The following is a 26,196-nucleotide window of genomic DNA, read 5'->3' as shown; positions in this document are numbered from 1 at the left end:
GAATACAGGGGAGGGCGGCTCCGCTCCGGGAGCCGCCCTCTACTCTGTTCCCTACGAACGGCGGCTCGACTGCCGTTCGACTTGGGGATGGGCGAACGGGGCGAACGAGTAATGGTCGACGGGCTTTTCGCGGGTCGTTACGAACTGGCGGAGCTTCTCGGCTCCGGCGGAATGGCCCGGGTGCACCGCGCCCGCGACACCCGCATGGGCCGCGCCGTCGCGGTCAAGACGCTCCTGCCCGAACTGGCCAGCGACCCCGACGCGCGCCGCCGGTTCGCCCGCGAGGCGCAGGCCGCGGGAGCGCTCAACCACCCCGGCATCGTCACCGTCCACGACCAGGACGAGGTCCGCACCGACGACGACACCGTGGTGCCGTACCTGGTCATGGAGTACGTGCGGGGCAGCACGCTCGCCCAACTCGTCCGCGAGCAGGTCTGGTTCGCGCCCGGGCGCGCGGCGCGCATCGCCGCCGACGTGCTGGACGCGCTCGCCCACGCGCACAGCCACGGCACCGTCCACCGCGACGTGAAGCCCGCCAACGTGATGATCACCACCGAAGGCGCCGTCAAGGTCGCCGACTTCGGCATCGCGCACGTCCTGCACAGTGACGCCCGGCTGACCGCCACCGGCTCGGCGATCGGCACGCCCAGCTACATGTCGCCCGAGCAGATCAACGGCGTCGACGTCGACGCCCGCAGCGACGTCTACGCGGTCGGCTGCGTCCTGACCGAACTGCTCACCGGCAAACCGCCGTTCACCGACGGCAACCCGATCAACCTCATGTACTGGCACGTCCACACCCCACCCCCGGCCCCGTCCGCCCGCAATCCGCGGGTGCCCGAGGAGTTGGACGCGCTGGTGCTGGCCGCGCTCGCCAAGGACCCGGCCGAGCGGCCCGAGGGCGCCGCCGCCTTCCGCGACCAACTGCGCGGCTGGCTGGCGGCCACCGGCTCCTCCGCGCTGACCGGGCCCGCCGCGGAACCCGCGGACGGCGGTTCGGGCAAGCGGTCGTCGGCGGCCGACCCCCGGGCGACCTTCGGAGTGCCGGGCGCCGGGCTGCCCGCGCTGCCGCCCAAGGCGGACCCGGCCGGAGCAGGCACGCCGCCACGGGCACCGCGGACCCCCGCCGGGTCGCCGGGCACGCCTTCCCCGTCCGGCGGCACGCCCTCGCCCTCGTCCGGCACGCCTTCCCCGTCCTCCGGCACCCCCGCACCCTCGTCCGGCACTCCCTCCCCGTCCGCGGGCCGGGGCTCGTCCATACCGCCCGCCGCCGCGAGCGACGCGACCCCGCCGCCGCGTGCGGCCGGCTACCTCCAGCCGGAGCACCCCGCGTACCGCGCCCCGCAGCGCCCGGTGCCGCCGCAGTATCTGCCGAGCACCCCGCCGCCGCTCAATGTGGGCAGGCCCGCGGAGCCGTCGCGGGGCGGGGCCGGGCGCCGCCGGTGGATGGCGGGCGCGGCCGGGCTGGCGGTCACCGCGGTCGCCGTGACCGTGACGCTCACCTTCGCGCCGTTCGGCGGCAAGAAGCACGGCGACGACAAGCCCACCGACAAGCCGACCGTGCAGAACGCGGCGCTTCAACTCCACGGCGGGAAGGAGGGTTCCGGCTACAGCGGCGGGCTGAACGGGGTGGTCAGACCCTCGACGGCCACCGGCGGCACGCTGAAACTCATCTCCTCCTACTCCTCGGAGAATCTCCTCGACCCGGCCGCCACCTACGACCAGCCGTCGTGGAATCTCCAGCGCCTCTACCTGCGCAAGCTCGTGGACTACGCGCCCGCGCCCGGCGGCGCGGGCCGCAAGGTCGTCCCCGACCTCGCCACCGACACCGGCCAGGTCAGCTCCGACGGCCGCACCTGGACCTTCCGCCTCAAGGACGGCGTCACCTTCGACAACGGAGCGCCGATCACCTCCAAGGACGTCAAGTACGGCATCGAGCGGACCTTCGCCCGCGACGAGTTCCCCGGCGGCCCGACCCACCTCGTGGACCTCCTCGACCAGGGGCAGAACTACCAGGGCCCGTACACCGACAGCGACCCCGGCAAGCTCGGCCTGCGCTCGGTGGCCACACCGGACGACCGCACGATCGTCTTCCGGCTCGCCAAGCCCTACGCGGACTTCCGCTACGTCCTCGCGCTGTCGATCGGCGCGCCCGTCCCGCAGTCCGCCGACACCGGCGGCGGCAAGGACTTCGGCAAGCACCCCGTCGGCAGCGGCCCCTACCGCGTCGCGAGCTACACCTCGGGCGCCTCGCTGCACCTGGTCCGCAACACCCACTGGGACCCCAGGACCGACACCGTGCACTCCGCGCTGCCCGACGCGATCGACCTGAAGATCGTCAGCAGTCAGGACGAGGTCGAGACCGACCTGCTCGACGGCAGCGCCGACCTCGACCTGGCCGGCCAGACGGTCAGCGACCAGACCGAGACCAAGATCCTCAACGACCCGGCGCTGAAGGCCAATACGGACCTCGTCTTCAACGGCACCACCCGCTTCCTGAGCCTCCAGACCACGGTGGCGCCCTTCGACCGGTACGAGTGCCGCTGGGCCGTGCAGTACGCCATCGACAAGGCGCAGGTCCGCGCCGTGCTCGGCGGGCAGTACGCCGGCGGCGAGGTGGCCACCACGATGCTGCCGCCGACCACCGACGGATACAGCACCTCGGCCACGCCCTTCGGCACCAACGCGGGGGTGTCGTTCCCCGACGAGGCACGCAAGTACCTGGGCAAGTGCGGCAAGCCCAACGGCTTCACCGTCACCATGGCCGGGGTCAAGGCGCCGGGGCGGGTCGAGGACGCCATGCAGTCCATCCGCGGTTCCCTCGCCGAAGTCGGCATCACCGTCAAGATCGTCACGCAGGACGCCAGTACCTTCTACGACACGCTGCTGTCGCCCAGCAAGCTCAAGAGCGCCAAGTGGGGCATCGTGATGACCGGATGGGCCGCCGACTGGCCCACCGGCGGCGGCTTCCTGCGCTCGCTGATCCAGCCGGGCAGCATCAACAACTACGCCCAGCTCGACGACAGCGAGATCAACGGCCTGGTCACGCAGGCCGACGGCGTCACCGATCCGGCCAAGGCCGCGTCCCTGTGGCAGGCCATCGACGCCAAGGTGATGGGCGAGGGGACCATGGTCCCGCTGATCTACACCCAGCACCTCGTCTACCGCGCCCCCCGCCTCACCAACGTCTACGAGCAACCGGTCCTCGGCGGCGTCGACCTCACCGCCCTCGGCGTCAAGCAGTAGGCAGAAGCGGCCGGTTGAGCGCCCTGCTCTCAGGCCATGGCCGTGGCCAGGGCGTTCGCGAAGCCGTCCGTCGTACGGCGGTCGCGTACGGCGATCCGCAGCCAGTCGGGTCCGAGGCCGGGGAAGGTGTCGGCGCGCCGGACCGCGTAGCCCATCTCTCGCAGCCGGAGCCGGACGTCGGCCGCTCCGGGCATGCGCAGCAGGACGAAGGGACCGGCGGGCGCGTCGCCCGCGACCTCGACTCCGGGGAGTGCGGCCAGCCGGTCCAGCAGGTAGGCGCGGTCGCCGACCACGGTACGGGCCGCCTCCGCCGCCTCCGCGACCGCGTCCGGCTCCACGCAGGCAACGGCCGCCGCCAGCGCGGGAGTCGACACCGCCCACAGCGGCTGTGCGCTCTCCAGCGCCGCGACCGTGTCCGCGTCGCCGAGCACGTAGCCGATCCGCAGTCCGGCCAGGCCCCAGGTCTTGGTCAGGCTGCGCAGGACGAGGAGCCCCGGCACGTCCCGGCACCCGGCCAGCGACTCGCTCTCGCCCGGCACCGCGTCCATGAACGCCTCGTCCACCACCAGCGTGCGCCCCGGACGGGCCAACTCCCGTATCAGCGCGGCCGGATGGAGGACGGACGTCGGGTTGGTCGGATTGCCGACCACCACCAGATCCGCCTCCGGCGGGACCGCCGCCGGGGCGAGCCGGAAGCCGCCGGACGCGGACAACAGGACCCGCCGCACCTCGTGCCCGGCCGCCCGCAGCGCCGCCTCGGGTTCGGTGAACTGCGGGTGTACCACAACGGTGTGACGCGGTGTCAGTGCCCGTGCGAGCAGCACGAACGCCTCCGCCGCTCCGGCCGTCACCAGCACCTCGGCGTCCGGCCGCCCGTGGCGCAGGGCCACCGTGTGCCGCGCCGCCCGGCCGTCCGGATATCCGGCGAGGCCGGTCAGCGACCGCGCGACGCGCTCGCGCAGCCAGGGCGGGGGAGTGTTCGCGCGGACGTTGACCGCGAGGTCGATCAGGCCCTCGCCGACCTCGGCGTCACCGTGATGCCGCAAGTCGTAGCCGTCGGCGGCGACTTCGGCGCGGCGGGCGTCATGGCCGTCGGGGGTGTCGCGGCCGTACGGGTCCGGGCCGCCGCCCGCCGCCGGGTCCGGCACGCGGTCGCGGTCAGTGGGTGTGCGCATGGTGGCCGCTTCCGTGGCTGTGCGACGGGTCGTCGGGGTGGTGGTGCGGCTGCTGCGGCAGCCCGACGCGGTCTTCGAAGCCGGGGAGCTTGACCCGGTACACGCACGAGTCGCAGTTCATCCGCAGGTCGCCCCGTACCGTCTCCCGGTAGCGCTCCATCACCAGCTCCGCCAACTCCGGCTCGGGGCCGATCACGTCGGCGCAGCGCAGCTCCACGTCCGGCGCTTCCCCGGCCCACTCGCGGGCCTGGTCCCGTACCCGGTCCGGCAGCACACCGGTGAACAGGAAGTACGGCAGGACGACGACGCGGCGCGCGCCCAGCTTGCGGCAGCGGTCGAGACCGGCCCGCACCGACGGCTCGGCCAGCGACACGAAGGCCGTCTCCACCCCCGCGTAACCACGGCCCTCCCACAGCAGCCGCGCCACCTTGAACACCTCGGCGTTGGCGTCCGGATCCGTCGAACCCCGGCCCACCAGCAGCACCGTGGTCTCCGCGCGGTCGGCGCCCGCCAGCGCCTCGTCCACGCGCCGCTCCAGCACCGTCAGCAGATTCGGATGCGGCCCGAGCGGGCGCCCGTACGCGAACGACGTCCCCGGATGGCGCCGCTCCTCACGGGCCAGCGCCGCCGGTATGTCGCCCTTGGCGTGCCCGGCCGACACCAGCACCAGCGGAACGGCGGCGAAGTCGCGTACGCCCGCGCCGACCAGCTCCGCCACCGAGTCCGCCAGCGGCGGCGGCGACAGCTCGATGAAGCCGCCGCCGACCGCCAACTCCGGACTGGCCGCGCCCAGTTGCGCCACGAACGAGCGGAAGGCGGCCGCACCGGCCGCGTCACGCGTGCCGTGGCCGACGAGCAGAAGGGCAGGGGGGTGGGTCACTGGTCGTTCTCCTTGAAGGGATGGTCGGTGAGGTGATGGTCGGTGAGGGGACGGTCGGTGAGGTGATGTTCCGCGAGGGGATATTCCGTGTACAACAGGGCGTTGAGCGCCGCGGCGGCCACCGCGGAGCCGCCCTTCTCCGAGACGTTGCTGACCGCGGGCAGCCCCGACGCCCGCAGCCGCGCCTTGCTCTCCGCCGCGCCGACGAAGCCGACCGGCAGCCCGATCACCAACGCGGGCGCCGCGTCCAGGTTCAGCAACTCCTCCAGCGCCGTGGGCGCGCATCCGACCACCCACACCGCGCCCGGCCCGACCTCCGCGTACGCCAGCCGTATCGCGTGCGCGCTGCGCGTCAGTCCCGGCCCGGAGGCCGCGTCCGTGAGCCGGCACACCGAGGACCGTGCCGTGATCCCGGACGCGACCATCTCCACGTCCGCCACGATCGGCGCGCCCGCGTGCAACGCGGCGTGCGCGTAACGGAGTTCCGACTCCTCGCACACCAGGTCCTCCGCGTACCCGAGGTCCGCGCTTGAATGGATCACGCGCTCCACGACGGCCCGTCGCAGCGGCGTCATCCCTGAGGTGTCGAGCCGGGACCGCAGGATGCGGAAGGACTCCTGCTCGATGGGGTGGACCGTACGGTTCACGCGGCTTCTCCTCCGGAGGGGGTGGGGGCGGTCGGGGCTTGTGGGAACGGGTGACGGGGCGCCGTCATGTCTGCCAGCGGTAGCCGCGGGGGGTCACCATGCGGCCGGAGACGATACGGCTGGCGGTGTTGCCGACGGTCACGACCGTCACCATGTCGACCGTGCCGACGTCGAGGTCGGCGAGCGTCGTGACCTCGACCCGCTCGTCCGGGCGGGACGCCGCGTGGACGACGCCGACCGGAGTCAGCGGGGTGCGGTGCTCGGCCAGGACGGACAGCGCCTTGGGCAACTGCCAGGCACGCCCGCGGCTGCGGGGGTTGTAGAAGGTCACGACCAGGTCGGACTCGGCGGCGGCCCGCACGCGCCGTTCGATCACGTCCCAGGGTGTGTGCAGGTCGGACAGGCTGATCGAGACGTGGTCGTGGCCGAGCGGCGCGCCCAGCAGGGCGGCTGCCGCCAGGGCGGCGGTCACGCCCGGTACGCCGATCACGTCGATGTCGTCGGCCGCCTCCGCCAGCGCGGGGGAGGCCATCGCGTAGACCCCGGCGTCACCGCTCCCGATCAGCGCGACGGCGTGCCCGGCGCGGGCCTCGGCGACGGCGGTGCGGGCCCGTTCCTCCTCCGCGCCGAGCCCCGACTCCAGCACGCGGGTGCCGGGCATCAGCAGGTCGCGGATCTGGTCGACGTACTGGTCGAGGCCGACGATCACGGAAGCGCGGCGCAGTTCCGCCACGGCGCGCGGTGTCACCAGGTCGCGGGCGCCGGGGCCCAGGCCGACCACGGCCAGCCGTCCGCGCGGTCGGCGCCGCGCGACGGCGGCTGTCGCCATGGCCGACTTCCGCTTCTCCGCGATCAGTTGGCCGCCGGTCCCGGCGGCCAGGATCGCCGCCGCCTCCGCCACGGACGGTGTCCCGACCGCGGCGAGCGGCGCCGCCGAGGGGTTCGGCACGGCCGTCCTCGCCAGTTCCGCTGCCGCGTACGTCAGCAACGGCACCCCGAACTCCGCCGCCGCGGCCACGATCCCCTCCTCCCCGGCCTTCGCGTCCACCGTCGCCAGGGCGCTCACGCTCTTCTGCGCCAGCCCCGCCTCCGCCAGGGTGCTGCGCACCAGCCCGACCACTTCCTCCCGCCCGACCCCCCGGCTTCCCCCCACCCCCACCACCAACGACGGCGGCCTCACAAACACCGCGACGCCCCCCTCATCTCCCTCCACCACCCGATCCGTCACCCACACCGCATACCCACCCGCGCCCGCCGGGCGGGGGACGGCGGTGTTCGGCGGTGCCGGGGTCAGCTCGCGCTGGGCCGGGGGCTCGGCGTGGAGTGTGGACGGCTGGTCCTGCCCGGCCAAGGTCTGGGGGCCTTCGGAGGAAGTGGGTTCCCCTGAATCCACCGCGTCCGGCGGACGCGGGACGGCGGTGTTCGGCGGTGCCGGGGTCAGCTCGCGCTGGGTCGGGGGCTCGGGGCGGAGCGTGAACGGCTGGTCCTGCCCGGCCGACGTCCGGGGGCCTTCGGGGGACGAGGGTTCCCCTGTATCCGCCGCGTCCGGCGGACGCGGGACGGCGGTGTTCGGCGGTGCCGTGCGGCGCCCGGCCAAGGTCTGGGGGCCTTCGGGGGAAGTGGGTTCCCCTGAATCCACCGCGTCCGGCGGACGCGGGATGGTGGGGGGCGGCGGAGCCGTACGGGGCCCGGCCAAGGTCCGGGGGTCTTCGGGGGATGACGGTTCCCCCGAATGCGCTGGGGTCCACTCTGCCGGGACCACCGTCAGGGGAAAGGCGGGGAGGGGCCAGGTCTGGTCGGTGTGGAGGCGGACGGGGGCGCCGTCGAGGAGGGCGCGGGTGAGGGGGGCCAGGGGCCCGTCCGTGGGGTAGGGGAGGGCGTCGAGCGCGGGGGTGCCGACGGAGTCGGTCGCGGTGGTGATGACGGGTGCGGACCCGAGGACGGAGGAGACGGCGGAGGCCAGAGCGTTGGCGCCGCCGCCGTGCCCGCCGAGGAGGGCGACGGCGTGGCGGTGGGCCTCGTCGACGGTGACGACACCGGGATCCTCGGCCTTGCCGCGCAGCAGCGGGGCGAGGAGCCGCACGGCGGCGCCGGTCGCGAGGAAGAGGACGAGCTGGTCGCACTCGGCGAAGGCCGTCGCCACGACGGACCGCAGCGGACGGTCCGCGCCGTCCCCGTACAGCACCGTCCTGCCGGGCCACGCGGCGGCGAGCCGCTCGCATCCGGTGCGCCCCGCCGCGGTGGCGTGGATGAGGCCGATCACGAGAGCTCTCCTTCTTGGGGTGCGGGGCGCCGGGCCCACAGCACGAACACGGGATTCGTCGCGGCCAGCCGCGCCACCTCCCCGGGCAGCGGCGCGAGCCGCGACGACTGGAGCAGGACACCGTCGGGCACCAGCCCGGCGGCCCGCAGGGCACCGCGGACCTCCGCCACCCGGTCGACGGCGGCGAGCGTCACCACGACGGTCCGCCGCGCCCGCCGGGCGCACGCCTCGACGATCGCGGCCAGCTCCCGCCCGCCGCCGCCGACGAAGACGGCGTCGGGGTCGGGCAGTCCGTCGAGCGCGGCGGGCGCGTCCCCGTGCACGACCTGCACGTCCACGCCGTGCGCGCCGGCGTTCGCCCGTATCCGTTCGACGCCGTCGGCCGTCTTCTCCACGGCGACCACGGCGGCGCCGAACCGCGCGCACTCCACGGCCACGGAACCGGACCCGGACCCGACGTCCCACACCAGGTCCCCGGTGCGCGGCCCGAGCCGGGCCAGGGCCAGGGCCCGTACCTCGAACTTGGTGACCATGGAGTCGCGGTGCGCGAACTCCTCCTCGGGCAGCGCCCATTGGGCGGGTGCGGGCGGCGGCCCCGCGACCGTACGGGAGACGTCGGCCCGTTCGCCGAAGGAGTCCGCCGCCAGGCACAGCACCACCGCGACCCCGGCCCCCGACCAGTCCCGTTCGGCGGCCCGCGCGGGCGAGACCCGCTCGACGCGCTCGGCGTCCGTACCGAGCGCGGAGGCGACAACGAGGGTACGGTCCAGGCCGGTACGGGCCAGCGCCGCGCCCAACTCGGCCGGTCCCGCGCCGGGTCCGGTCAGTACGGCCGTCTTGGGGTGCGCCCGGCACACATGGACGGCGGTGCGCAGATCGCGTCCGTGCGCGCTGACCACCACCGCGTCGTCCCAGCGCAGCCCGAGCCGGGCGAAGGCCACCGCGACGGACGGGGACGACGGCCGTACGTCGAGCGCCGCCGCGCCGAACCGCGCGCCCAACGCCCGTACGATCCCGAAGAATCCGGGGTCGCCCGAGGCGAGCACGACCACGCGGGCACTGGGCGCGGCCGCGTACTCCGCGATCGTGTCGAGCGCGGGTGCGAGCGGCCCGAGCAGCACGCGCCGTGCCCCGGCGGGCAGTTGGACCGCGTCGAGGTGCCGGGCGGCGCCGACGACCAGATCGGCGGCGCCGACGTCGGGCACCGGGCCGCCCGTACCCACGCCGAGGACGGTGATCACGCCGTCACCCATGGGACTCACGCGCTTCCCCCGAAGCGCGGGACTCCTCCGGCGTACGGGACTCTCCCGGAGCACGGGACTCCCGCAGGGCGCGCCGCGCCACCGGATCGGCCCGCCGGAAACCGTGGAAGTGGCCGGGGTGATAGAGGTGCGAGCGCGTCCCGGAGGCCGCGAGCGCGGGTCCGACCAGGAAGAGCGTGTGCTTCCAGAGCTTGTGCTCCTTGACGGTGGCCTCCATCGTGCCGACCGTGCAGCGCAGCAACAGCTCCTCGGGCCACGTGACCTGATGGGCAATCAGCACCGGCGTGCCGGTGACGTAGCCGCCCTCCAGCAGCTCGGCGGCGAGCTGCCCGGACCGCGCCGCGGACAGGAACACCGCCATCGTCGTACCGTGCCGGGCGAATTCCCTGACCTCCTCGCCCGGCGGCATCGGCGTCTTGCCGCCGCCCAGCCGGGTCAGGATCACCGACTGCGCGACCTCGGGAATCGTCAACTCCCGCCCGGCCAGGGCCGCGACGGCCGAGAACGACGACACCCCCGGCACGATCTCCACCTCGATGCCGAGCCCCGCGCAGCGGTCCACCTGCTCCTGCGTGCCGCCCCACAGCGCCGGATCGCCCGAGTGGATCCGTGCCACCCGCAGCCCCTCGCGCAGCGCCCGCTCGTACACCGCGACCACGTCCTCCAGCGACATCGCCGCCGAGTCCAGGATCTCCGCGCCGTCGCGGGCGTGCCGCAGCACCTCGGCCTGCACCAGGCTCGCCGCCCAGATGACGACGTCGGCCTCCGCGATGGCCCGCGCCGCCCGGAAGGTCAGCAGATCCGCCGCGCCGGGGCCCGCGCCGACGATCGTCACCTTCGCGCCGTTTGCGGCGCTCGTCCCCGGTTCCGTCGCGCCGCTCACAGCTTTCCTCCCCGGCCGCCGTCGCGCCGCGCGGGCGCGATCAGCGTCGACAGGTACGGCAGCGCGCCGTCCCGCAGCTCCTCCGCCAACTCCTTGGCGGGCCTGATGGATTCACCGGGCAGCCCCAGCGAACTGCCCCACACCGCGCCCTCGGTCCTGCCGGTCTCCCGCAGCGCCGTCGCCACTTCCCCGGCCAGCCGCCCGAATTTGTACGCCACCACCGTGCCGGGCCCCTCCAGCGCCGCCCGCAGCACCGCGGCCCCCGCCGTCACCGGCACCAGCGTCAACGGCTCGGTCCCCTCGGTGAGTACGGCCCCGCTGCGCGCCGCCAGATCCTGCATCGCCGTGATGCCGGGCACCGTCTCGATCCGCACCGCGGCCACCGACTCCGTGACCGTCTGCGCCAGATACGTGAACGTCGAGTACACATTCGGGTCGCCGATCGTCGCGAAGGCCACCGTCCCGTGCTCCCGCAGGAGTTCGGCCACCCGCGCGCCCGCCGCGTCCCACGCCGCCTCCCGCCGCGCCCGGTCGGTCCGCTCGTTCAGCGCGAACACCACCCGGACGATCCGCGCCGCGTCCACGTAGTGCAGTACGGTCGCCTCCGCCCGTCCCCGCTCGCCCGTGTCGAGTACCGGTACGACGACCACGGCCGCCGCCCGCAGCGCGTTCACTCCCTTGACGGTCACCAGCTCCGGGTCGCCGGGGCCCACCCCGACTCCGGTCAGCAGCGCGGTCATTCGGCACACCTCTCTACGAAGCGCCGCGCCAGTGACGGCTCGGCGGCCCAGTGCACATGCAGATACGAGGCATGCACGTTCTTCTCCACGAAGCCGTCGACCCTGCGGGCGGCTTCTCCCGTGAAACCCCAGGCCGGGGTGGCGCCCGCGCCCGGCTCCACGCGGGTCCTGTGGAACTCGTGGCCCCGCAGGCGGGTGCCGGCCGCCGCCAGCACGCTGTCGCTCAGCGCGACGGCCTCGCGGTAGCCCAGCGTCAGGCGGTCGGTCATCGTGGCCGTGGCGTTCAGCGCCCCGCACATCGGGGCGCCGTCCAACTCCCTTGTCAGATAAAGGAGTCCGGCGCACTCCGCCGCGATCGGGCCTTCGAAGGCGGCGACCGCCTCGCGCAGCCGTTCGTTCGCCGACAGGTCGGCGGCGTGCATCTCGGGGAAGCCGCCGCCGAGGATCACGCCGGACGTACCCTCCGGCAGCTCCTCGTCCCGCAGCGGGTCGAACCCCACCACCTCCGCCCCCGCCGCCCGCAGCAGCTCCGCCTGCTCCTCGTACCCGAACGTGAACGCCGCCCCACCCGCGACAGCCACCACCGCGCCCCTCCCCGAAGCCGAGCCCGACCCCCCGGCCCCACCCGCGGCGGCAGCTGGGGGAGGGGCCGCGGCGGAGCCACGGTTTCGGGGAGGGGCGGGGTGGGGGAAAGCGGCGCCGCAGGCCGCCAGCTCGGACAGCGGGTCCCAGGCGGTGCCCGGCAGGTCCGGGGCGCTGCGCGCCAGGGAGAGGAGCGCTGGCAGGTCGCAGGCACCGCGCACGAGCGCGGCGAGCTCACGGACCCACCCCACGGCGTCCCCCCGCCGCTCGGCGACAGGAATGAGCCCGAGGTGCCGGGACGGAACATGAAGCAGCGGCGCGCGCCGCAGCACACCGAGCACGGGCACCCCGGACTCGTCGAGCGCGGCCCGCAAAAGGGCCTCGTGCCGATCGGAAGCGACCTGATTGAGAACGACCCCGCCGATCCGCACCTCGGGATCCCAGGAGGCGAAGCCATGGACGAGCGCGGCGACGGACCGCGACTGCGCGCCGGCGTCCACGACGAGAACCACCGGCGCCCGGAGAATCTTGGCGACCTGCGCGGTGGAGCCCAGCTCACCGCGCCCCGCGGCACCGTCGAAGAGCCCCATGACGCCCTCGACGACGGCGAGTTCGCATCCGGCGGCGCCGTGCGCGAAGAGCGGGACGACACGGTCGGGCCCGCACAGAAAGGGATCGAGGTTGCGACCGGGCCGCCCGGCGGCGAGCGAGTGGTAGCCGGGATCGATGTAGTCGGGCCCGACCTTGTGCGGGGACACGGCGAGCCCGGCCTCGGCGAAGGCGGCCAACAGCCCGGTGGCGACGGTGGTCTTGCCGCTGCCGGAGGCGGGCGCGGCCACCACGAGGCGCGGGACGTTCACCACTCGATGCCCCTCTGCCCCTTCTGCCCGGCGTCCATGGGGTGCTTGACCTTGGACATGTCGGTGACGAGGTCGGCGGCGTCGACCAGCGCGGGCGGCGCGTTGCGGCCGGTGATGACGACGTGCTGGGCGCCGGGCCGGTCGCGGAGCACGGCGACGACCTCGTCGGTGTCGACCCACCCCCAGTGCATGGGGTACGCGAACTCGTCCAGCACGTAGAGCCGGTACGTCTCGGCGGCCAGGTCCCGCTTGACCTGCTCCCACCCCTCGCGGGCCGCGTCCTCGCTGGACTCCAGGGACCGCTGCACCCAGGACCAGCCCTCGCCCATCTTGTGCCAGGCGACGGTCCCGCCCTCGCCGGAGTCGCCGAGCACGCGCAGCGCCCGCTCCTCGCCGACCTTCCACTTGGCGGACTTGACGAATTGGAACACCCCGACCGGCCAGCCCTGGTTCCAGGCGCGCAGCGCGAGACCGAAGGCGGCGGTCGACTTCCCCTTGCCGACGCCGGTGTGCACGATCGTCAGCGGCCGGTTCCTGCGCTGACGGGTCGTCAAACCGTCGTCGGGTACGGCACTCGGCTGCCCCTGCGGCATTACGCGGCCCTCCGTACGTCGTTGACGAGCGCGGACACCGTGTCGGCGCGCAGTTCCTCCAGCGTCACCGCGACGCCGCCCAACTCCTGTGCCAGCGCGCCCGCGAGGCCGAGCCTGACCGGGCCCGACTCGCAGTCCACGACCACCGAGGCGGTGCCTTCTGCGGCCAGCAGCCGGGCCGCCCGCGCGGCGAGCGCCATCGGTTCCAGACCGCTCTTGACCGTGCTGCCCGCCGCCGCCCGGCTGCCGGTCGCCCGGCCGTCCGTCACCACGATCAGCAGCGGGCGCCGCGTGGCGTCCCGCAGCCGTTCCACGCGCAGCACCTCACGCGCCTTGAGCAGCCCGGCGGCCAGCGGCGTACGCCCACCGGTCGGCAGCTTCTCCAGCCGGGCCGCGCCCGCCTCGACCGACGACGTCGGCGGCAGCACGAGGTCGGCGTCCGCGCCCCGGAAGGTGACCAGACCGACCTTGTCGCGCCGCTGGTACGCGTCCAGCAGCAGCGACAGCACCGCGCCCTTGACCGCGGTCATCCGCTCCCGCGCCGCCATCGAGCCGGACGCGTCCACCACGAACAGCACGAGATTGCCCTCGCGGCCCTCCCTGACCGCCTGCCGCAGATCGTCCCGGCGGATCACGAGCCCCGCGCCCGACCGGCCGCGCGCCCGCTGGTACGGGGCCGCCGCCTGCACGGTGGCCGCCAGATGCAGCTTGCCCAGCGAGCCGCGCGGGCGCCTGGCGGAGGTCGTCCTGCCGTGCGCCGTACGGGCCCTGGACCTGCGCCCGGCCGCGCCCTCGCCGATGCCCGGCACATCGAAGTGCCGCGTCCTGTACGGGTCCCCGGCGCCGACCGCCGAGCGCTCGCCCTTGGGCCCGGAGCCGTCGCCCGCGCTGTCGCCCGCACCCGCGCTCGCGGCGGGGGAGTCCTGGCCCGCGGGCGCGTCCTGCTCGCCGCCGGGCTGTTCCCGCGAGCCGCCCTGCGGGCCGCCCTCCGGCTCCCGAGGCCCGGACGGCCCGCCGCCGGGGCCGTCCGGGTCGTCGTCCCCCTCGCCGTCCCGCCCCTCGCCCTGCTCTCCCTCTCCCTCGCCGGCCCCGCGCTCCCGCTCCAGCGTCTCGTCCAGCTTGTCCTCGTCGAGACCGGGCGCGTCAAAGGGGTTGCGACGCCGCCGGTGGGGCAGCGCCAACAGCGCGGCCTGCCGTACGTCCTCGGCGAGGACGACCGTGCGGCCCGCCCACGCGGCCAGCGCCGTCGCCGTACGCGCCATGACGATGTCCGCGCGCATCCCGTCCACCTCGAACGCCGCGCACGTCGCCGCGATCTGCCGCAGCGCGCCGTCGCCCAGGCGCACCGACGGCAGCAACCGCCGCGCCTCGGCTATCCGTTCACGCACCGCCTGCTCGTCGGCCGCCCAACGCGCCCCGAAACCGGCCGGATCCGCGTCGTACGCCAGCCGCCGCCTGACCACCTCGACGCGCTCGTCGGTCTCCCGCGAGGCCGCGACCTCGACCGTCAGGCCGAACCGGTCGAGCAACTGCGGGCGCAGCTCGCCCTCTTCCGGGTTCATCGTGCCGACCAGCAGGAAGCGGGCCGCGTGCCGGACGGAGACGCCTTCGCGCTCCACGTAGCTCGCGCCCATCGCCGCCGCGTCCAGCAGCAGGTCCACCAAGTGGTCGTGGAGCAGATTCACCTCGTCCACGTACAGCACGCCGCGGTGCGCCGCCGCCAACAGGCCCGGCTCGTACGCCTTCACGCCCTCCGACAGGGCGCGCTCGATGTCCAGCGCGCCCACCAGGCGGTCCTCGCTCGCGCCGACCGGCAGCTCAACCACCCGCGCCGCGCGCGCCGTTCCCCCGCCCGCCTCATGCGGGCCGTCCGGGCACTGCGCGTCCGGGGCCGCCGGGTCGCAGGAGAACCTGCACCCCTGCACCACCGGTACGTCCGGCAGCAGTGTCGACAGCGCCCGCACCGCCGTGCTCTTCGCGGTGCCCTTCTCCCCCCTGACCAGCACCCCGCCCACCGCCGGGCTCACGGCGTTCAACAGCAGCGCCAACCGCAGGTCTTCCTGGCCCACCAGGGCCGTGAACGGATACGGCGTACTCACGATGCCTCCTCGTACGTGCACATGCGGTTCGCTGACATCTCTCCCCCCACCCCGCCCCTCCCCGAAGCCCTCAATCGCCGGGCGGGCTGGAGAGCCGGGGCGGGGTGCGCGCGGGCGGCTTCCGCCTCCGGCTGCCGGACGATGGGTGCTGCGCATGCCTCGACGACCTCTGCCTTCCGTCGCCGGGCGGGCTGGGGAATGCTGAGAGGGGTGCGGCACGACGAGCCCGTCCGGCGATTGAGGACAGGGGGGACGGGGGCTTGCCGCCGGTTTCGGGGAGGGGCGGGGTGGGGGAGAAGGCCCGCCGCAGGCGTAGCGGTGGCGGTGGGGGTCACGCGTCGCCCTCCAGGTCACCCTCGAGGTCGAGATAGGTGGAGCGCAGGCGCTCCAGGGTCTCGGGGTCGGGGGCGGACCACAGCCCCCGCTCGGCCGCTTCGAGCAGCCGCTCCGAAATCCCCCGCAGAGCCCAGGGATTGGACTTCCGCATGAATTCCTGGTTCTCCGCGTCGAAGACATACTCGGTGGCGAGCTTCTCGTACATCCAGTCGTCCACGACCCCCGCCGTGGCGTCGTACCCGAAGAGATAATCGACGGTCGCCGCCATCTCGAAAGCCCCCTTGTACCCGTGCCGCCGCATCGCGGCCATCCAGCGGGGATTGACGACCCGCGCCCGGAACACCCGGTGCGTCTCCTCACCGAGGGTCCGCGTGCGGACCTGGTCCGTGAGCGCGGAGTCGCCGACATAGGCCCGCGGGGAGTCGCCGGTCAGATGCCGGACCATGGCGACCATGCCCCCGTGGTACTGGAAGTAGTCGTCGGCGTCGACAAGGTCGTGCTCACGGGTGTCGACGTTCTTGGCGGCGACCTGGATACGGCGGAAGGCGGCCTCCATGTCACCGCGGGCGGCCCGCCCGTCGAGACCGCGGCCGTAGGCGTAACCGCCCCAGACGGCGTAGACCTCGGCGAGGTCGGCGTCGGAACGCCAGTTGCGGGCGTCGATCAGCGGCAGCAGCCCGGCCCCGTAGGCACCGGGCTTGGAGCCGAAGATGCGGGCGGTGGCGCGCCGCCGGTCCCCGTGCTCGGCGAAGTCCTCGTCGGCGTGGGCGCGTACGTAGTTGACGTCGGCGGGCTCGTCCAACTCCGCGACAGCCCGCACCGCGTCGTCCACGAGGGCGACGACGTGCGGAAAGGCGTCGCGGAAGAAGCCGGAGATGCGGACGGTGACGTCGATCCGGGGCCGCCCCAACTCCTCCGCGCCGACGACCTCGAAGCCGGTGACCCGCCGGGACGCGTCGTCCCACAGCGGACGGCAGCCGAGCAGCGCCAGGATCTCGGCGATGTCGTCGCCCTGGGTGCGCATGCACGACGTGCCCCACACGGTGAGGCCCACGGACTGCGGATACGCGCCGGTGTCGGCGAGGTGCCGGGCCAGCAGCGAGTCGGCGAGCGCCGTGCCGACATCCCAAGCGAGCCTGGACGGAATGGCCTTGGGGTCGACGGAGTAGAAATTGCGGCCGGTCGGCAGGACGTTGACCAGGCCGCGGGTCGGCGACCCGGAAGGCCCGGCCGGTACGTAACCGCCGCGCAGCGCCCGCAGGATGTGGTCGATCTCGTCGGTCGTACGGGCCAGGCGCGGCGCGACCTCGCGGGCGGCGAATTCCAACACCCGTACCGCGTCCGGCACGTCGTGGTCGCCCAGCACCTGCGCGACCACCCCGGCGGCGGCGTCACGGTGCCAGTCGGCGGCCTCCATCGCCTCCGCGAGCCGCCGCGCGAGCTGCTCCAGCAGGTCGACGGCGTCGGAGGCGGTCCGCGCGGGGCCGGCCGCGAGCGAGGTGAGCGCGGACGGCAGCTCCACGCGGGCGCCGGGCTCGGCGAGCAGCGTCTTCTCCACCAGGCCGAAGGAGAGCGCGAGCGCGGCCCGCAGCCCCGGCAGCGCGCCGCCGACCCCGCCCCACACCTGCGCGGAGCGCAGCACGGCGAGGACCAGATTGGTCCTGGCCTCGCCGACCGGCCCGCCGCCCAGGATGTGCAGACCGTCCCTGATCTGCACGTCCTTGATCTCGCAGAGCCAGCCGTCGACATGCAGCACGAAGTCGTTGAAGTCGTCCTCCTCCGGCTGCTCGTCCACGTGCAGGTCGTGGTGGAGTTCGGCGGCGCGCACCAGGGTCCAGATCTGGCTGCGGACCGCCGGGGCCTTGGCCGGGTCGAGATCGTTCACCAGGGCGTACTCGTCGAGGAGTTGCTCCAGCTTCGCGAGGTCGCCGTAGGTGTCGGCGCGGGCCATCGGCGGCACGAGGTGGTCCACGACGGTGGCGTGGCCGCGCCGCTTGGCCTGGGTGCCCTCGCCGGGGTCGTTGACGATGAAGGGGTAGACCAGGGGGAGTTCGCCGAGGACGGCGTCCGGCGCGCAGCCCGCCGACAGCCCGAGGCCCTTGCCGGGCAGCCACTCCATCGTGCCGTGCTTGCCCAGGTGCACGATCGCGTCGGCGCCGAAACCGCCCTCGGCGGTCGCCGTCTCCAGCCAGCGGTACGCGGCCATGTAGTGGTGGGACGGCGGCATGTCGGGGTCGTGGTAGATCGCGATCGGGTTCTCGCCGAAGCCGCGCGGCGGCTGGATCATGATGACGACATTGCCGAACCGCAGGGACGCCAGCACGATGTCGTCGCCGTCGAGGTAGAGGGAGCCCGGCGGCTCGCCCCAGTGCTCCAGCATCCCGGCCCGCAGGTCGGCGTCGAGCGTCGCGAACCACTTCTCGTAGTCGGCCAGCGGCACGCGCGCGGGCGCCGCCGAGAGCTGATCCTCCGTCAGCCACTCCACGTCGTGACCGCCCGCCGCGATCAGCCGGTGGATCAACTCGTCGCCCCCGGCAGGGTATTCACCGGTCACGTATCCCGCGTCGCGCAGCGCGTCCAGCAGCCGTACGGCGGAGGCGGGGGTGTCGAGGCCGACCGCGTTGCCGACCCGGGAGTGCTTGGTCGGGTAGGCGGTGAAGACCAGCGCGAGCCGCTTGTCGGCGTTCGCCTTGTACTTCAGCGCCGCGTGCCGGACCGCGATACCGGCGACCCGCGCCGCCCGTTCCGGATCGGCCGCGTAGACCGGCACATCGCCCTCGCCGGTCTCCTTGAACGAGAACGGCACGGTGATCAGCCGCCCGTCGAATTCGGGGATCGCCACCTGCATCGCCGCGTCCATCGGCGTCAGCGCCGCGTCCGACCCCAGCCACGCCTCGCGCGACGAGGTCAGGCACAAACCCTGGAGCACCGGCACGTCCAGGTCCGCCAACGCGCCGATGTCCCACGCCTCGTCGTCCCCGCCCGCCGTCGCCTCGGACGCGACGGTGCCGCCCGCCGCCAGCACGGTCGCCACGATCGCGTCGGCCCGCCCGAGCAGCGCGTACAGCCCCTCGTCGGCGCTGCGCAGCGAACCGCAGTACACCGGAAGGGCGTTGGCGCCCTTCGCCTCGACCGCCTCGCACAGCGTGTCCACGAACGCGGTGTTCCCCGACAGTTCGTGCGCCCGGTAGAAGAGGACGGCGACGGTCGGCAGGGCCTCGTCGTACGCGTACGCGCCGTGCACGCCGTACTCGGGCATCCGGCGGGGCGCCTCGAAGCCCTCGCCGCTCATCAGCACCGTGTCGGACAGGAAGCGGGCCAGCTCCGTCAGATTCTCCGGGCCGCCCTCGACCAGATAGCGCAGCGCCTCCGCGACGACACCCGCGGGGACCGACGACAGCGCCATCAGCTCCGCGTCCGGCACCGACTCACCGCCCAGCAGCACCGTCGGCACCCCGGAGGCCGCGAGCGCCGCGAGCCCCTCCTCCCAGACCCGTCGGCCGCCGAGCAGCCGGACCACCGCGATGTCCACGCCGTCCAGCAGCGCGGGCAGTTCGGCCGCCGGATCGACGCGGGAGGGGTTGCCGATCCGGTAGGAGACGGCGGACGAGTCGGCGGCGCGGGCCGCCAACAGGTCGGTGTCGGCGGTGGACAGCAGCAGAACGGTGCTCACGTGTGCCCCATCGTCATCGTCACGTCCCGTTCCCCGGCGGGGGAACGGGTGGGTCTGCGGCCGGCCGGCCGCCCCGGAGAAGTCCTTACGGGTGCCGCCCCGGCCGTCGGTCCTGCCGTCGTTCCGGCTGTTGTCCCGGCCGTTGCCCCGGCTGTTGTCCCGGCTGTTGTCCCGGTTGCCCTTCACGGCGCGCCCGGCGGCACGAACGGCAGGTCGGGCGGCGGCCCCTGCTCGATCAGCCGCAGCAGCGCGCCGGTGTCCGCGTGCTCCTCGATCAGATCGCCCAGCCGGTCCAACTGCGCCTCGCGCAGCGCCCCGAAGGACGTGTCGGGCGCCGGGACGAAGCGCCGCCCGGCGGCGGCGGCCACCCGTCGCAGGAACGCCCGGCGGAAACCGTCGCTCTCCAACGAGCCGTGCCAGTGCGTGCCCCACACCGCGCCGACCCGGCAGCCGTCGAGGAACTCCTCGTCACCGCCCAGGACCTCGGCCACCCCGTGGTGGATCTCATAGCCCTCGACGCGCTCCCCGTACGCCGTCCCGACCGGCCTGGCCAGCGTCTTCGCGGCGGCGAAGCGCACCCGGACCGGCAGCAGGCCAAGACCGGGGACCGAGCCCGCCCGCGACTCGACGTCGTCCTCGATGCGGTCGGCCAGCATCTGGAAACCGCCGCAGACACCCAGCACCGGACGCCCCTCGGCGGCCCGCCGTACGACGGCGTCGGCCAGGCCGCGCTCACGCAGCCACTCCAGCGCCCGCACGGTGCCGCGCGTGCCCGGCAGTACCACGAGGTCGGCGTCCGCCAACTCCTCGGCCCGGTCCACGAACCGCACCACCACCCCCGGCTCCGCCGCGAGCGCGTCCACGTCCGTGAAGTTCGACATCAGCGGTACGGCGACCACCGCGACCCGCAGCAACTCCGCGCCGTGCGGCGGCGCGACCAGCGATTCATGGGCGGCGCCGCGCGGCGACACGCTCCCCCGAACTCCGCCCCGGGGGACCCCCAGCCCGTCCTCCTCGTCGATGCCCAGGCCGTGGGCGAACGGCAGCACGCCGAGCGTCGGCCGGCCGGTCAGCTTGTGCAGCATGTCCAGACCCGGCCGGAGCAGCGAGACGTCACCGCGGAATTTGTTGACCAGATAGCCCGCGACCAGCGCCTGGTCCTCGGGCGCGAGCAGCGCCGTCGTCCCGAAGAAGGACGCGAAGACGCCGCCGCGGTCGATGTCGCCTACCACGACCACCGGCAGTCCGGCCGCGCGGGCCACGCCCATGTTCACGATGTCGGTCCTGCGCAGATTGATCTCGGCCGGGCTGCCCGCGCCCTCGCAGATCACCGCGTCGTACCGGCCGCGCAGCTCTTCGAGGCAGCCGGTGACCGTGCCCAGCAGATCGGCCTGCCGTCCGCCGTGGTAGCCGCGCGCGCTCAGTTCGCCCACGGCCTTGCCCAGCACCACGACCTGGCTGCTGCGGTCGCCGCCCGGCTTGAGCAGCACCGGATTCATCAGCGCCGACGGCTCCACGCGGGCGGCCTGCGCCTGCATCGCCTGTGCCCGGCCGATCTCGGCGCCCTCCCGCGTCACGAACGAGTTCAGCGACATGTTCTGCCCCTTGAAGGGGGCCACGCGTATGCCCTGTCGCACCAGCCACCGGCAGATCCCCGCCGTCACCACGGACTTGCCCGCGTCCGAGGTCGTCCCGGCGACCAACAGGCCGCCCCCGAGGGCCGTCACGAGGTCCCCCCGGCGCCGGAGAGGGACCGCGCCCGGCGCGACACCGTCGGACTCCACCCTCGTGCGTCCCGCCGCCGCGGCGGACGTATCCCTACGCCGACGGCACGTCCCCCGAAGGGCCGTTCCCCCGGCCGGCCGTGGCCCGGCGCCGAGCCGCCCCGTATCGCCGCTGTCAGGACGCAGAGCGCCGCCGCGGCGGCCGAGACCCGCCGCGACAGCCGGACGGCCCGCGCGATGTCGGCCGGGGCCGGGGCCGGGTGTTCGGCGCCCAGGACGGCGCGGTGTTCGGTGCGGCCCGCGTAGGAGAGGGTGCCGCCGAGACGCAGGCGCAGGGCGCCGGCGAAGGCGGCTTCCACGGGTCCCGCGTTGGGGCTGGGGTGCGCGGCGGCGTCCCGGCGCCAGACGCGCAGGGCGGTACGCGGCGAGGGCCCGGCGAGGACGGCGAGCGCGGCGGTGAGGCGGGCGCCGGGGTAGCCGACGACGTCGTCCAGCCGCGCGGCGGCCCAGCCGAATCTCAGGTGGCGCGGCGACCGGTGACCGACCATCGCGTCGAGCGTGTTGACGGCGCGGAAGCCGACCAGCCCCGGCACCCCGCCCCACGCGCCCCACACCAGGGCCCCGACGACCGCGTCCGAGGTGTTCTCCGCGACCGACTCGACCACGGCGCGCGCGATGCCCGCCGCGTCCAGAGCCTGCGGGTCGCGTCCGCACAGGTGCGGCAGCCGGGCGCGCGCCGCCTCGATGTCCCCGGCGTCGAGCGCGGCGGCGACGGCCCGCGCCTCACGGGCCAGTGACGTCCCGCCCAGCACCGACCAGGTGGCGGCGGCGGTCAGCGCGACGCGAAGCGCGACGGAGGACCGTACGGCCCGGTCGGCCAGCGCGGCGGCACCCACCGCACCCCCGGCGCACAGCACGGCGTACACCGCCCCACTGCCCCGGTCGTCACGCCACATCCGGCGCTCCAACGCGCCCGCCGCGCGCCCGAACACCGCGACCGGATGGCCGCGACGCGGGTCGCCCGCGACGAGATCGCCGAGAAAGCCGAGTGCGGCGCCGTACGCGAACACGCGATCGGCACGCACCGGTTCAGCCCGCGTCCACGCCGTCCAGGTGAAGTGCCGGACAGGGTGGCGTACTTGTGCGCACCTGCGTGCGGTGGTCCCTGACGAGTCGAGCGCAGCCGGGCATGGCAGAGGTCCTCACTCAGGGTCCGCGCCCTGGTTCGACGTGACCGGCGGTGAGAGTCTCCTGGCTCCCGGATCTACGCACTCCCGGCCTTCCAACCGGATTTCCGGCCGTGACGTACGGGTTGGGAGTGCACTCCCCGGTGACAGTGGCGGGACCGCGCCGGATTCGCACCGGACTTCCTCTCCTGCCGCCGCATGGCCTCCGCAGTCCACCACGTGCGCGCAGGCAGGTCAACTCACCGTTGACCTGGGAAGACGGAGTGTGGCGAGGTCCACATCCGCCGCCGAAACCCGTGAGTTCAGGCCACGATCAGATAGATGCCGTACGAGACCGCCGCGGCGCACACGGCGAAGCAGGCGTAGCCGCCGGTCCGGGCGAGCAGGGCGCCCCCGTGCGAAACGGAGCCGGACCCGGATGCGGCGGGGGAGCCGGAGCCGGAATCGGACGCCGGAGCGGAGCCGTGCTTGGTGAGGCCGACGATGCCGAGGGTGAACAGGCCGACCAGGCCCACGGTCGCCACGAGAGTGACGCCGAAGACCGTGCCGAGCGCGTGCCAGTCGATGCTCATGAGGGGGTCCCTGGGTCCTTGAGGTAGAGCGGGGAGGCGCGGGGGAGGGGCAGGTCAGGCCGTGGCGGGTGCGCCGGGAACGGTGTCGGAGGGGGCGCCGGGCGCGACGGGCCCGGCGGGCGGCGGGATGACGGCCGCGATGGCCGCGGTGACCGCGCCCTGCGGCTCGACCGCCGCGTCCGGACCTGCGGCCGGGTCGCCGTCCAGGTCGTTGACGTTGGCGTGCGTGACCGGCTTGCGGCGCGACGCCGTACGGATGACCGCGCACACGGCCAGGCCGAGGACCGCCACGGCGGTGACGCCCCAGGTGCCCTCGTCGGCCAGCAGCGCGGCGCCGGCCGCGACCAGTCCGGCGGCGGGCAGCGTGAGCCCCCACGCGGCGACCATGCGGCCCGCGGTGCTCCAGCGGACCACCGCGCCCTTGCGGCCGAGGCCCGCGCCCATCACGGAGCCGGAGCAGACCTGCGTGGTGGACAGCGCGAAGCCGAGGTGCGAGGAGGCGAGGATGGTGGCCGCGGCGCCGGTCTGGGCGGCGAAGCCCTGCTGCGGCTGGATGTCGGTGATGCCCTTGCCCATCGTGCGGATGATCCGCCAGCCGCCGATGTACGTACCGAGCGCGATGGCGCTGCCCGCCGAGACGATGACCCACAGCGGCGGGTCGGCGTGCGGGGCGACGACGCCGCCGGTGATCAGCGCCAGCGTGATGACGCCCATCGTCTTCTGCGCGTCGTTCGTGCCGTGCGCGAGCGAGACCAGGCCCGCGGAGGCGATCTGGCCCGCCCGGTAGCCCTTCGAGGTGGCCTCGGGGTCGGCGTGGCGGCCGATCCGGTAGGTGAGCCGGGTGGCGAGCGTGGCGGCGAGACCGGCCACGATCGGCGCGGCGACGGTCGGGATGAGCACCTTCATGACGACCGCCTCGCCGTGCACACCGTGGGTGCCGACCGAGACGAGGGTGGCGCCGATGAGGCCGCCGAACAGGGCGTGCGAGGAACTGGACGGGAGCCCGGCCAGCCAGGTGAGCAGATTCCAGACGATCGCGCCGACGAGCCCGGCGAAGATCACTTCCGGTCTGATGCCGGAGGACTCGTCGATGATGCCGCCGGAGATGGTCTTGGCGACCTCCACCGAGAGGAAGGCGCCGACGAGGTTGAGCACGGCGGACATGGCCACCGCCGTCTTTGGCTTGAGTGCGCCGGTCGAGATGGTGGTGGCCATCGCGTTGGCGGTGTCGTGGAAACCGTTCGTGAAGTCGAACACGAGTGCGGTGACGATCACGATTCCGATCAGGAGCGTGATGTGTTCCATGTACCCAGGCATTCGTTTGATCGGACAGTGGCGAGGCGACCGTACGGAGAGCGGATGAACGGAAGATGAACTGACGGCGGCTTTGTGGTGCCGGAGCGGTCGGGCGGCCTCAGTCAGTATCAAGCCGATCCGGCCGATCGGACCCCTCGGGGAGGCGATCCGCGCCCGTCGGGGGCCGGGCGGTGATAATGCCCGTGTGCAGGACTCCTTGGAGAAGGCTTGGTCGGACGTGGTGGACACCGCCCGGCGCACGGTCGCCGACGGGCTGGTGGTCGGCACCTCGGGCAATGTCTCGGCCCGCGTCGGCGATCTCGTGCTGGTCACCCCGACCGGCGTCCCCTACGACCGGCTCGGCCCGGCGGACGCCGTAGTGGTGGATCTCACGGGCCGCCGCCTCATGGGGGAGCTGCGGCCGACCAGCGAACTGCCCATGCACCTGGCCGTCTACCGCGCCACCGACGCCCGCGCGATCGTGCACACCCACGCCGCGCACGCCACCGCCGTCTCCACCCTCGTCGACAAGCTGCCCGTCATCCACTACATGGCGGCGGCCCTCGGCGGCCAGGTCAGGGTCGCGGACTACGCCACCTACGGCAGTGAGAGGCTGGCCGCCGCCGTCCTCAAGGCGCTCCGCGACCGCACCGGCTGCCTGATGCGCAACCACGGCACCCTCGTGTACGCCGACACCCTCGACAAGGCGTACGACAACACCGCCCAGCTGGAGTGGATGTGCCGCGTCTGGCTGCTGGCCGGATCGGCCAACGGCCACGAGCCCCGTACGCTCCCCGGCCGCGAGCTGGCCAAAGTCGCGGAAAAGCTGCGCGGCTACGGGCAGGGCGCGCCGGAGCCCGCCGACTAGACGACTCGGGCCGCCGCTTCTCCACCGTCTCCACACACGCCTCTCCACGCGCCCGCCGCGCCCGCCGCGCCCGGCCGCCCCGCACACGCCGTCCGCCCCCGTACGCCACCCGGCCCCCGTACGTCACCCGGCCGCCGCCGTCGCCTGGCCGCTTTCGGCCGACGCGCTCACACTGGAAGAGATGCGTACCCGAACCGCGGTGGCCATGGCAGCCACCACCGTGCTGGGTGCCGGAACGGCCGCGCTGGCGGCCGGCCGGTACGGATCCCGCTTCGCCCTGAGGCCGTCGCTGAGAGGCCCGGTGCCCGAGGGCGACGTGACGCTGCACAGCGTGACCGCGGACCAGGTGGTGCTCACCCGCACCCTGTCCTCGGCCCGCCCCGGCGTCTGGGGCCTGACCGGCGACGATCTGCACGCCGCCGTCGGCGACGTGCTCGACCTGACCCCGTACTCGGCGACCCGGCGGCTGCTGAGCGTCCAGCGCGGCGCCCTCACCCCCGGCGCCCGGGTCCGGCTGACCCCGCAGGCGTGCGCGGGCGACCCCGGCAGCGCCCTCGGCCTGGACCACACCGAGGTCCTGCTGCGCGGCGAACTCGGCCCGCTGCCCGCCTGGTTCGTGCCCGGCGCCCGCGACACCTGGGTGATCGCGGTGCACGGCCTCGGCGCCACCCGCGAGCACCCGCTGAACGTGGCGACCGCCCTGCACGCCCACGGCCTCCCGCAGCTCCTGCTCGCCTACCGCAACGACCCCGGCGCCCCCGCGTCCCCCGACGGCATCGGCCACCTCGGCGCCACCGAATGGCGCGACCTCGACACGGCGATGCGGTACGCGGTCGAGTACGGCGCCCAGCGGCTGGTGCTCTTCGGCTGGTCCACCGGCGCCACGATGGCCCTGCACGCGCTGGCCGGGTCCCCGGTACGCGACCGGGTCAGCGGCCTGGTGCTGGACTCCCCGGTCCTCGACTGGGAGGCCACCGTCCGCGCCGCCGCCGAGTCCAACGGCGTCCCCGACGCGCTGATGCCGCTCGCCGTCCGCGCCGCCGAGGGCCGTACCGGCCTGCTCCCCGAGCCGGTCGCCGCCGCGGCGGACCCGGCGCGGCTGACCGTCCCCACCCTGCTCGTGCACGGACCGGGCGACACCCTCGCCCCGTGGGCCGCCTCCCGCGAACTCGCGGCCCTCCGAGCCGACTTGGTGACCCTCCACACCGTGCCCGACGCGCCGCACGCGGCGATGTGGAACGTCAACCCGGCGGACTACGAGGAGACGTTGCGGCGATTCCTCACACCACTGATGTGACCGGTGTCAAGAC

17 protein-coding genes, 1 pseudogene and 1 riboswitch are annotated in these 26,196 nt (G+C 74.2%); of the genes and pseudogenes, 3 read left to right on the top strand and 15 right to left on the bottom strand.

Going from position 1 to position 26,196, the window contains the following annotated elements:
* The first annotated feature begins 111 nt into the window (after nt 1–111).
* Nucleotides 112–3,246 (top strand): ABC transporter substrate-binding protein, encoded by a 3,135-nt coding sequence (locus ACIOC1_RS26900; RefSeq protein ID WP_401856596.1) that lies wholly within the window; start codon nt 112–114, stop codon nt 3,244–3,246.
* A gap of 29 nt (nt 3,247–3,275) precedes the next feature.
* Here the strand turns inward: ACIOC1_RS26900 and cobC are convergent, their stop codons facing one another.
* From cobC to ACIOC1_RS26825, 15 genes and pseudogenes are all read right to left on the bottom strand, one after another.
* Nucleotides 3,276–4,421 carry an Rv2231c family pyridoxal phosphate-dependent protein CobC gene (gene cobC, locus ACIOC1_RS26895; RefSeq protein WP_401856595.1) on the bottom strand — a complete coding sequence of 382 codons (1,146 nt, stop codon included), beginning with the start codon at nt 4,419–4,421 and terminating at the stop codon, nt 3,276–3,278.
* Nucleotides 4,405–5,301 (bottom strand): sirohydrochlorin chelatase, encoded by an 897-nt coding sequence (locus tag ACIOC1_RS26890; protein ID WP_401856594.1) that lies wholly within the window; start codon nt 5,299–5,301, stop codon nt 4,405–4,407. The genes cobC and ACIOC1_RS26890 overlap by 17 nt, the downstream gene beginning before the upstream one ends.
* On the bottom strand, nt 5,298–5,948 hold the full coding sequence (locus ACIOC1_RS26885) for a precorrin-8X methylmutase (RefSeq protein ID WP_355333767.1): 651 nt from the start codon (nt 5,946–5,948) through the stop codon (nt 5,298–5,300). The genes ACIOC1_RS26890 and ACIOC1_RS26885 overlap by 4 nt, the downstream gene beginning before the upstream one ends.
* Before the next feature lie 64 nt (nt 5,949–6,012).
* On the bottom strand, nt 6,013–8,211 hold the full coding sequence (gene cobJ / locus ACIOC1_RS26880; protein ID WP_401856593.1) for a precorrin-3B C(17)-methyltransferase: 2,199 nt from the start codon (nt 8,209–8,211) through the stop codon (nt 6,013–6,015).
* Nucleotides 8,208–9,452, bottom strand: a complete 1,245-nt coding sequence (cbiE, locus tag ACIOC1_RS26875) for a precorrin-6y C5,15-methyltransferase (decarboxylating) subunit CbiE (RefSeq protein ID WP_401856638.1) — start codon at nt 9,450–9,452, stop codon at nt 8,208–8,210. Before cbiE ends, cobJ begins: the two co-directional genes overlap by 4 nt.
* A 4-nt stretch (nt 9,453–9,456) precedes the next feature.
* On the bottom strand, nt 9,457–10,356 hold the full coding sequence (cobM, locus tag ACIOC1_RS26870; RefSeq protein WP_401856592.1) for a precorrin-4 C(11)-methyltransferase: 900 nt from the start codon (nt 10,354–10,356) through the stop codon (nt 9,457–9,459).
* Nucleotides 10,353–11,096, bottom strand: a complete 744-nt coding sequence (gene cobI, locus ACIOC1_RS26865) for a precorrin-2 C(20)-methyltransferase (protein ID WP_401856591.1) — start codon at nt 11,094–11,096, stop codon at nt 10,353–10,355. Before cobI ends, cobM begins: the two co-directional genes overlap by 4 nt.
* Nucleotides 11,093–12,538 carry a cobyrinate a,c-diamide synthase gene (locus tag ACIOC1_RS26860; RefSeq protein ID WP_401856590.1) on the bottom strand — a complete coding sequence of 482 codons (1,446 nt, stop codon included), beginning with the start codon at nt 12,536–12,538 and terminating at the stop codon, nt 11,093–11,095. The genes cobI and ACIOC1_RS26860 overlap by 4 nt, the downstream gene beginning before the upstream one ends.
* A complete protein-coding gene (cobO, locus tag ACIOC1_RS26855) occupies nt 12,535–13,131 on the bottom strand; it encodes a cob(I)yrinic acid a,c-diamide adenosyltransferase (RefSeq protein WP_355333755.1) in 597 nt (198 codons plus the stop codon). Before cobO ends, ACIOC1_RS26860 begins: the two co-directional genes overlap by 4 nt.
* Nucleotides 13,131–15,230, bottom strand: coding sequence for a putative cobaltochelatase (locus ACIOC1_RS26850; protein WP_401856589.1), 2,100 nt, complete (start codon nt 15,228–15,230; stop codon nt 13,131–13,133). The genes cobO and ACIOC1_RS26850 overlap by 1 nt, the downstream gene beginning before the upstream one ends.
* A 331-nt stretch (nt 15,231–15,561) precedes the next feature.
* Nucleotides 15,562–19,239 carry a cobaltochelatase subunit CobN gene (gene cobN / locus ACIOC1_RS26845; protein ID WP_401856588.1) on the bottom strand — a complete coding sequence of 1,226 codons (3,678 nt, stop codon included), beginning with the start codon at nt 19,237–19,239 and terminating at the stop codon, nt 15,562–15,564.
* A 182-nt stretch (nt 19,240–19,421) separates the two neighbouring features.
* On the bottom strand, nt 19,422–20,966 hold the full coding sequence (locus ACIOC1_RS26840) for a cobyric acid synthase (RefSeq protein WP_401856587.1): 1,545 nt from the start codon (nt 20,964–20,966) through the stop codon (nt 19,422–19,424).
* Nucleotides 20,967–21,112: 146 nt separating this feature from the next.
* Nucleotides 21,113–22,048 (bottom strand): annotated as a pseudogene (locus ACIOC1_RS26835) (cobalamin biosynthesis protein); the annotation flags it as partial.
* 159 nt (nt 22,049–22,207) lie between these two features.
* Nucleotides 22,208–22,337, bottom strand: a riboswitch (cobalamin riboswitch).
* 115 nt (nt 22,338–22,452) lie between these two features.
* Nucleotides 22,453–22,722: a hypothetical protein gene (locus ACIOC1_RS26830; protein WP_355333741.1), complete on the bottom strand. Its 270-nt coding sequence runs from the start codon at nt 22,720–22,722 to the stop codon at nt 22,453–22,455.
* Between the two features lie 54 nt (nt 22,723–22,776).
* On the bottom strand, nt 22,777–24,027 hold the full coding sequence (locus tag ACIOC1_RS26825; RefSeq protein WP_401856586.1) for an anion permease: 1,251 nt from the start codon (nt 24,025–24,027) through the stop codon (nt 22,777–22,779).
* 196 nt (nt 24,028–24,223) lie between these two features.
* Between ACIOC1_RS26825 and ACIOC1_RS26820 the strand changes: the two genes are divergently transcribed.
* Both ACIOC1_RS26820 and ACIOC1_RS26815 read left to right on the top strand, forming a co-directional pair.
* Nucleotides 24,224–24,886 carry a class II aldolase/adducin family protein gene (locus tag ACIOC1_RS26820; protein WP_401313225.1) on the top strand — a complete coding sequence of 221 codons (663 nt, stop codon included), beginning with the start codon at nt 24,224–24,226 and terminating at the stop codon, nt 24,884–24,886.
* A 181-nt stretch (nt 24,887–25,067) separates the two neighbouring features.
* Nucleotides 25,068–26,183, top strand: coding sequence for an alpha/beta hydrolase (locus tag ACIOC1_RS26815; RefSeq protein ID WP_401856585.1), 1,116 nt, complete (start codon nt 25,068–25,070; stop codon nt 26,181–26,183).
* Nucleotides 26,184–26,196: the final 13 nt, after the last annotated feature.

It is taken from the genome of Streptomyces sp. NPDC088197 (assembly GCF_044741185.1).
In the GTDB taxonomy this organism is placed as follows: Bacteria; Actinomycetota; Actinomycetes; order Streptomycetales; family Streptomycetaceae; genus Actinacidiphila.
Note: the sequence above shows the minus strand (reverse complement) of the source record. Positions and strands in the feature narration are given on the sequence as shown.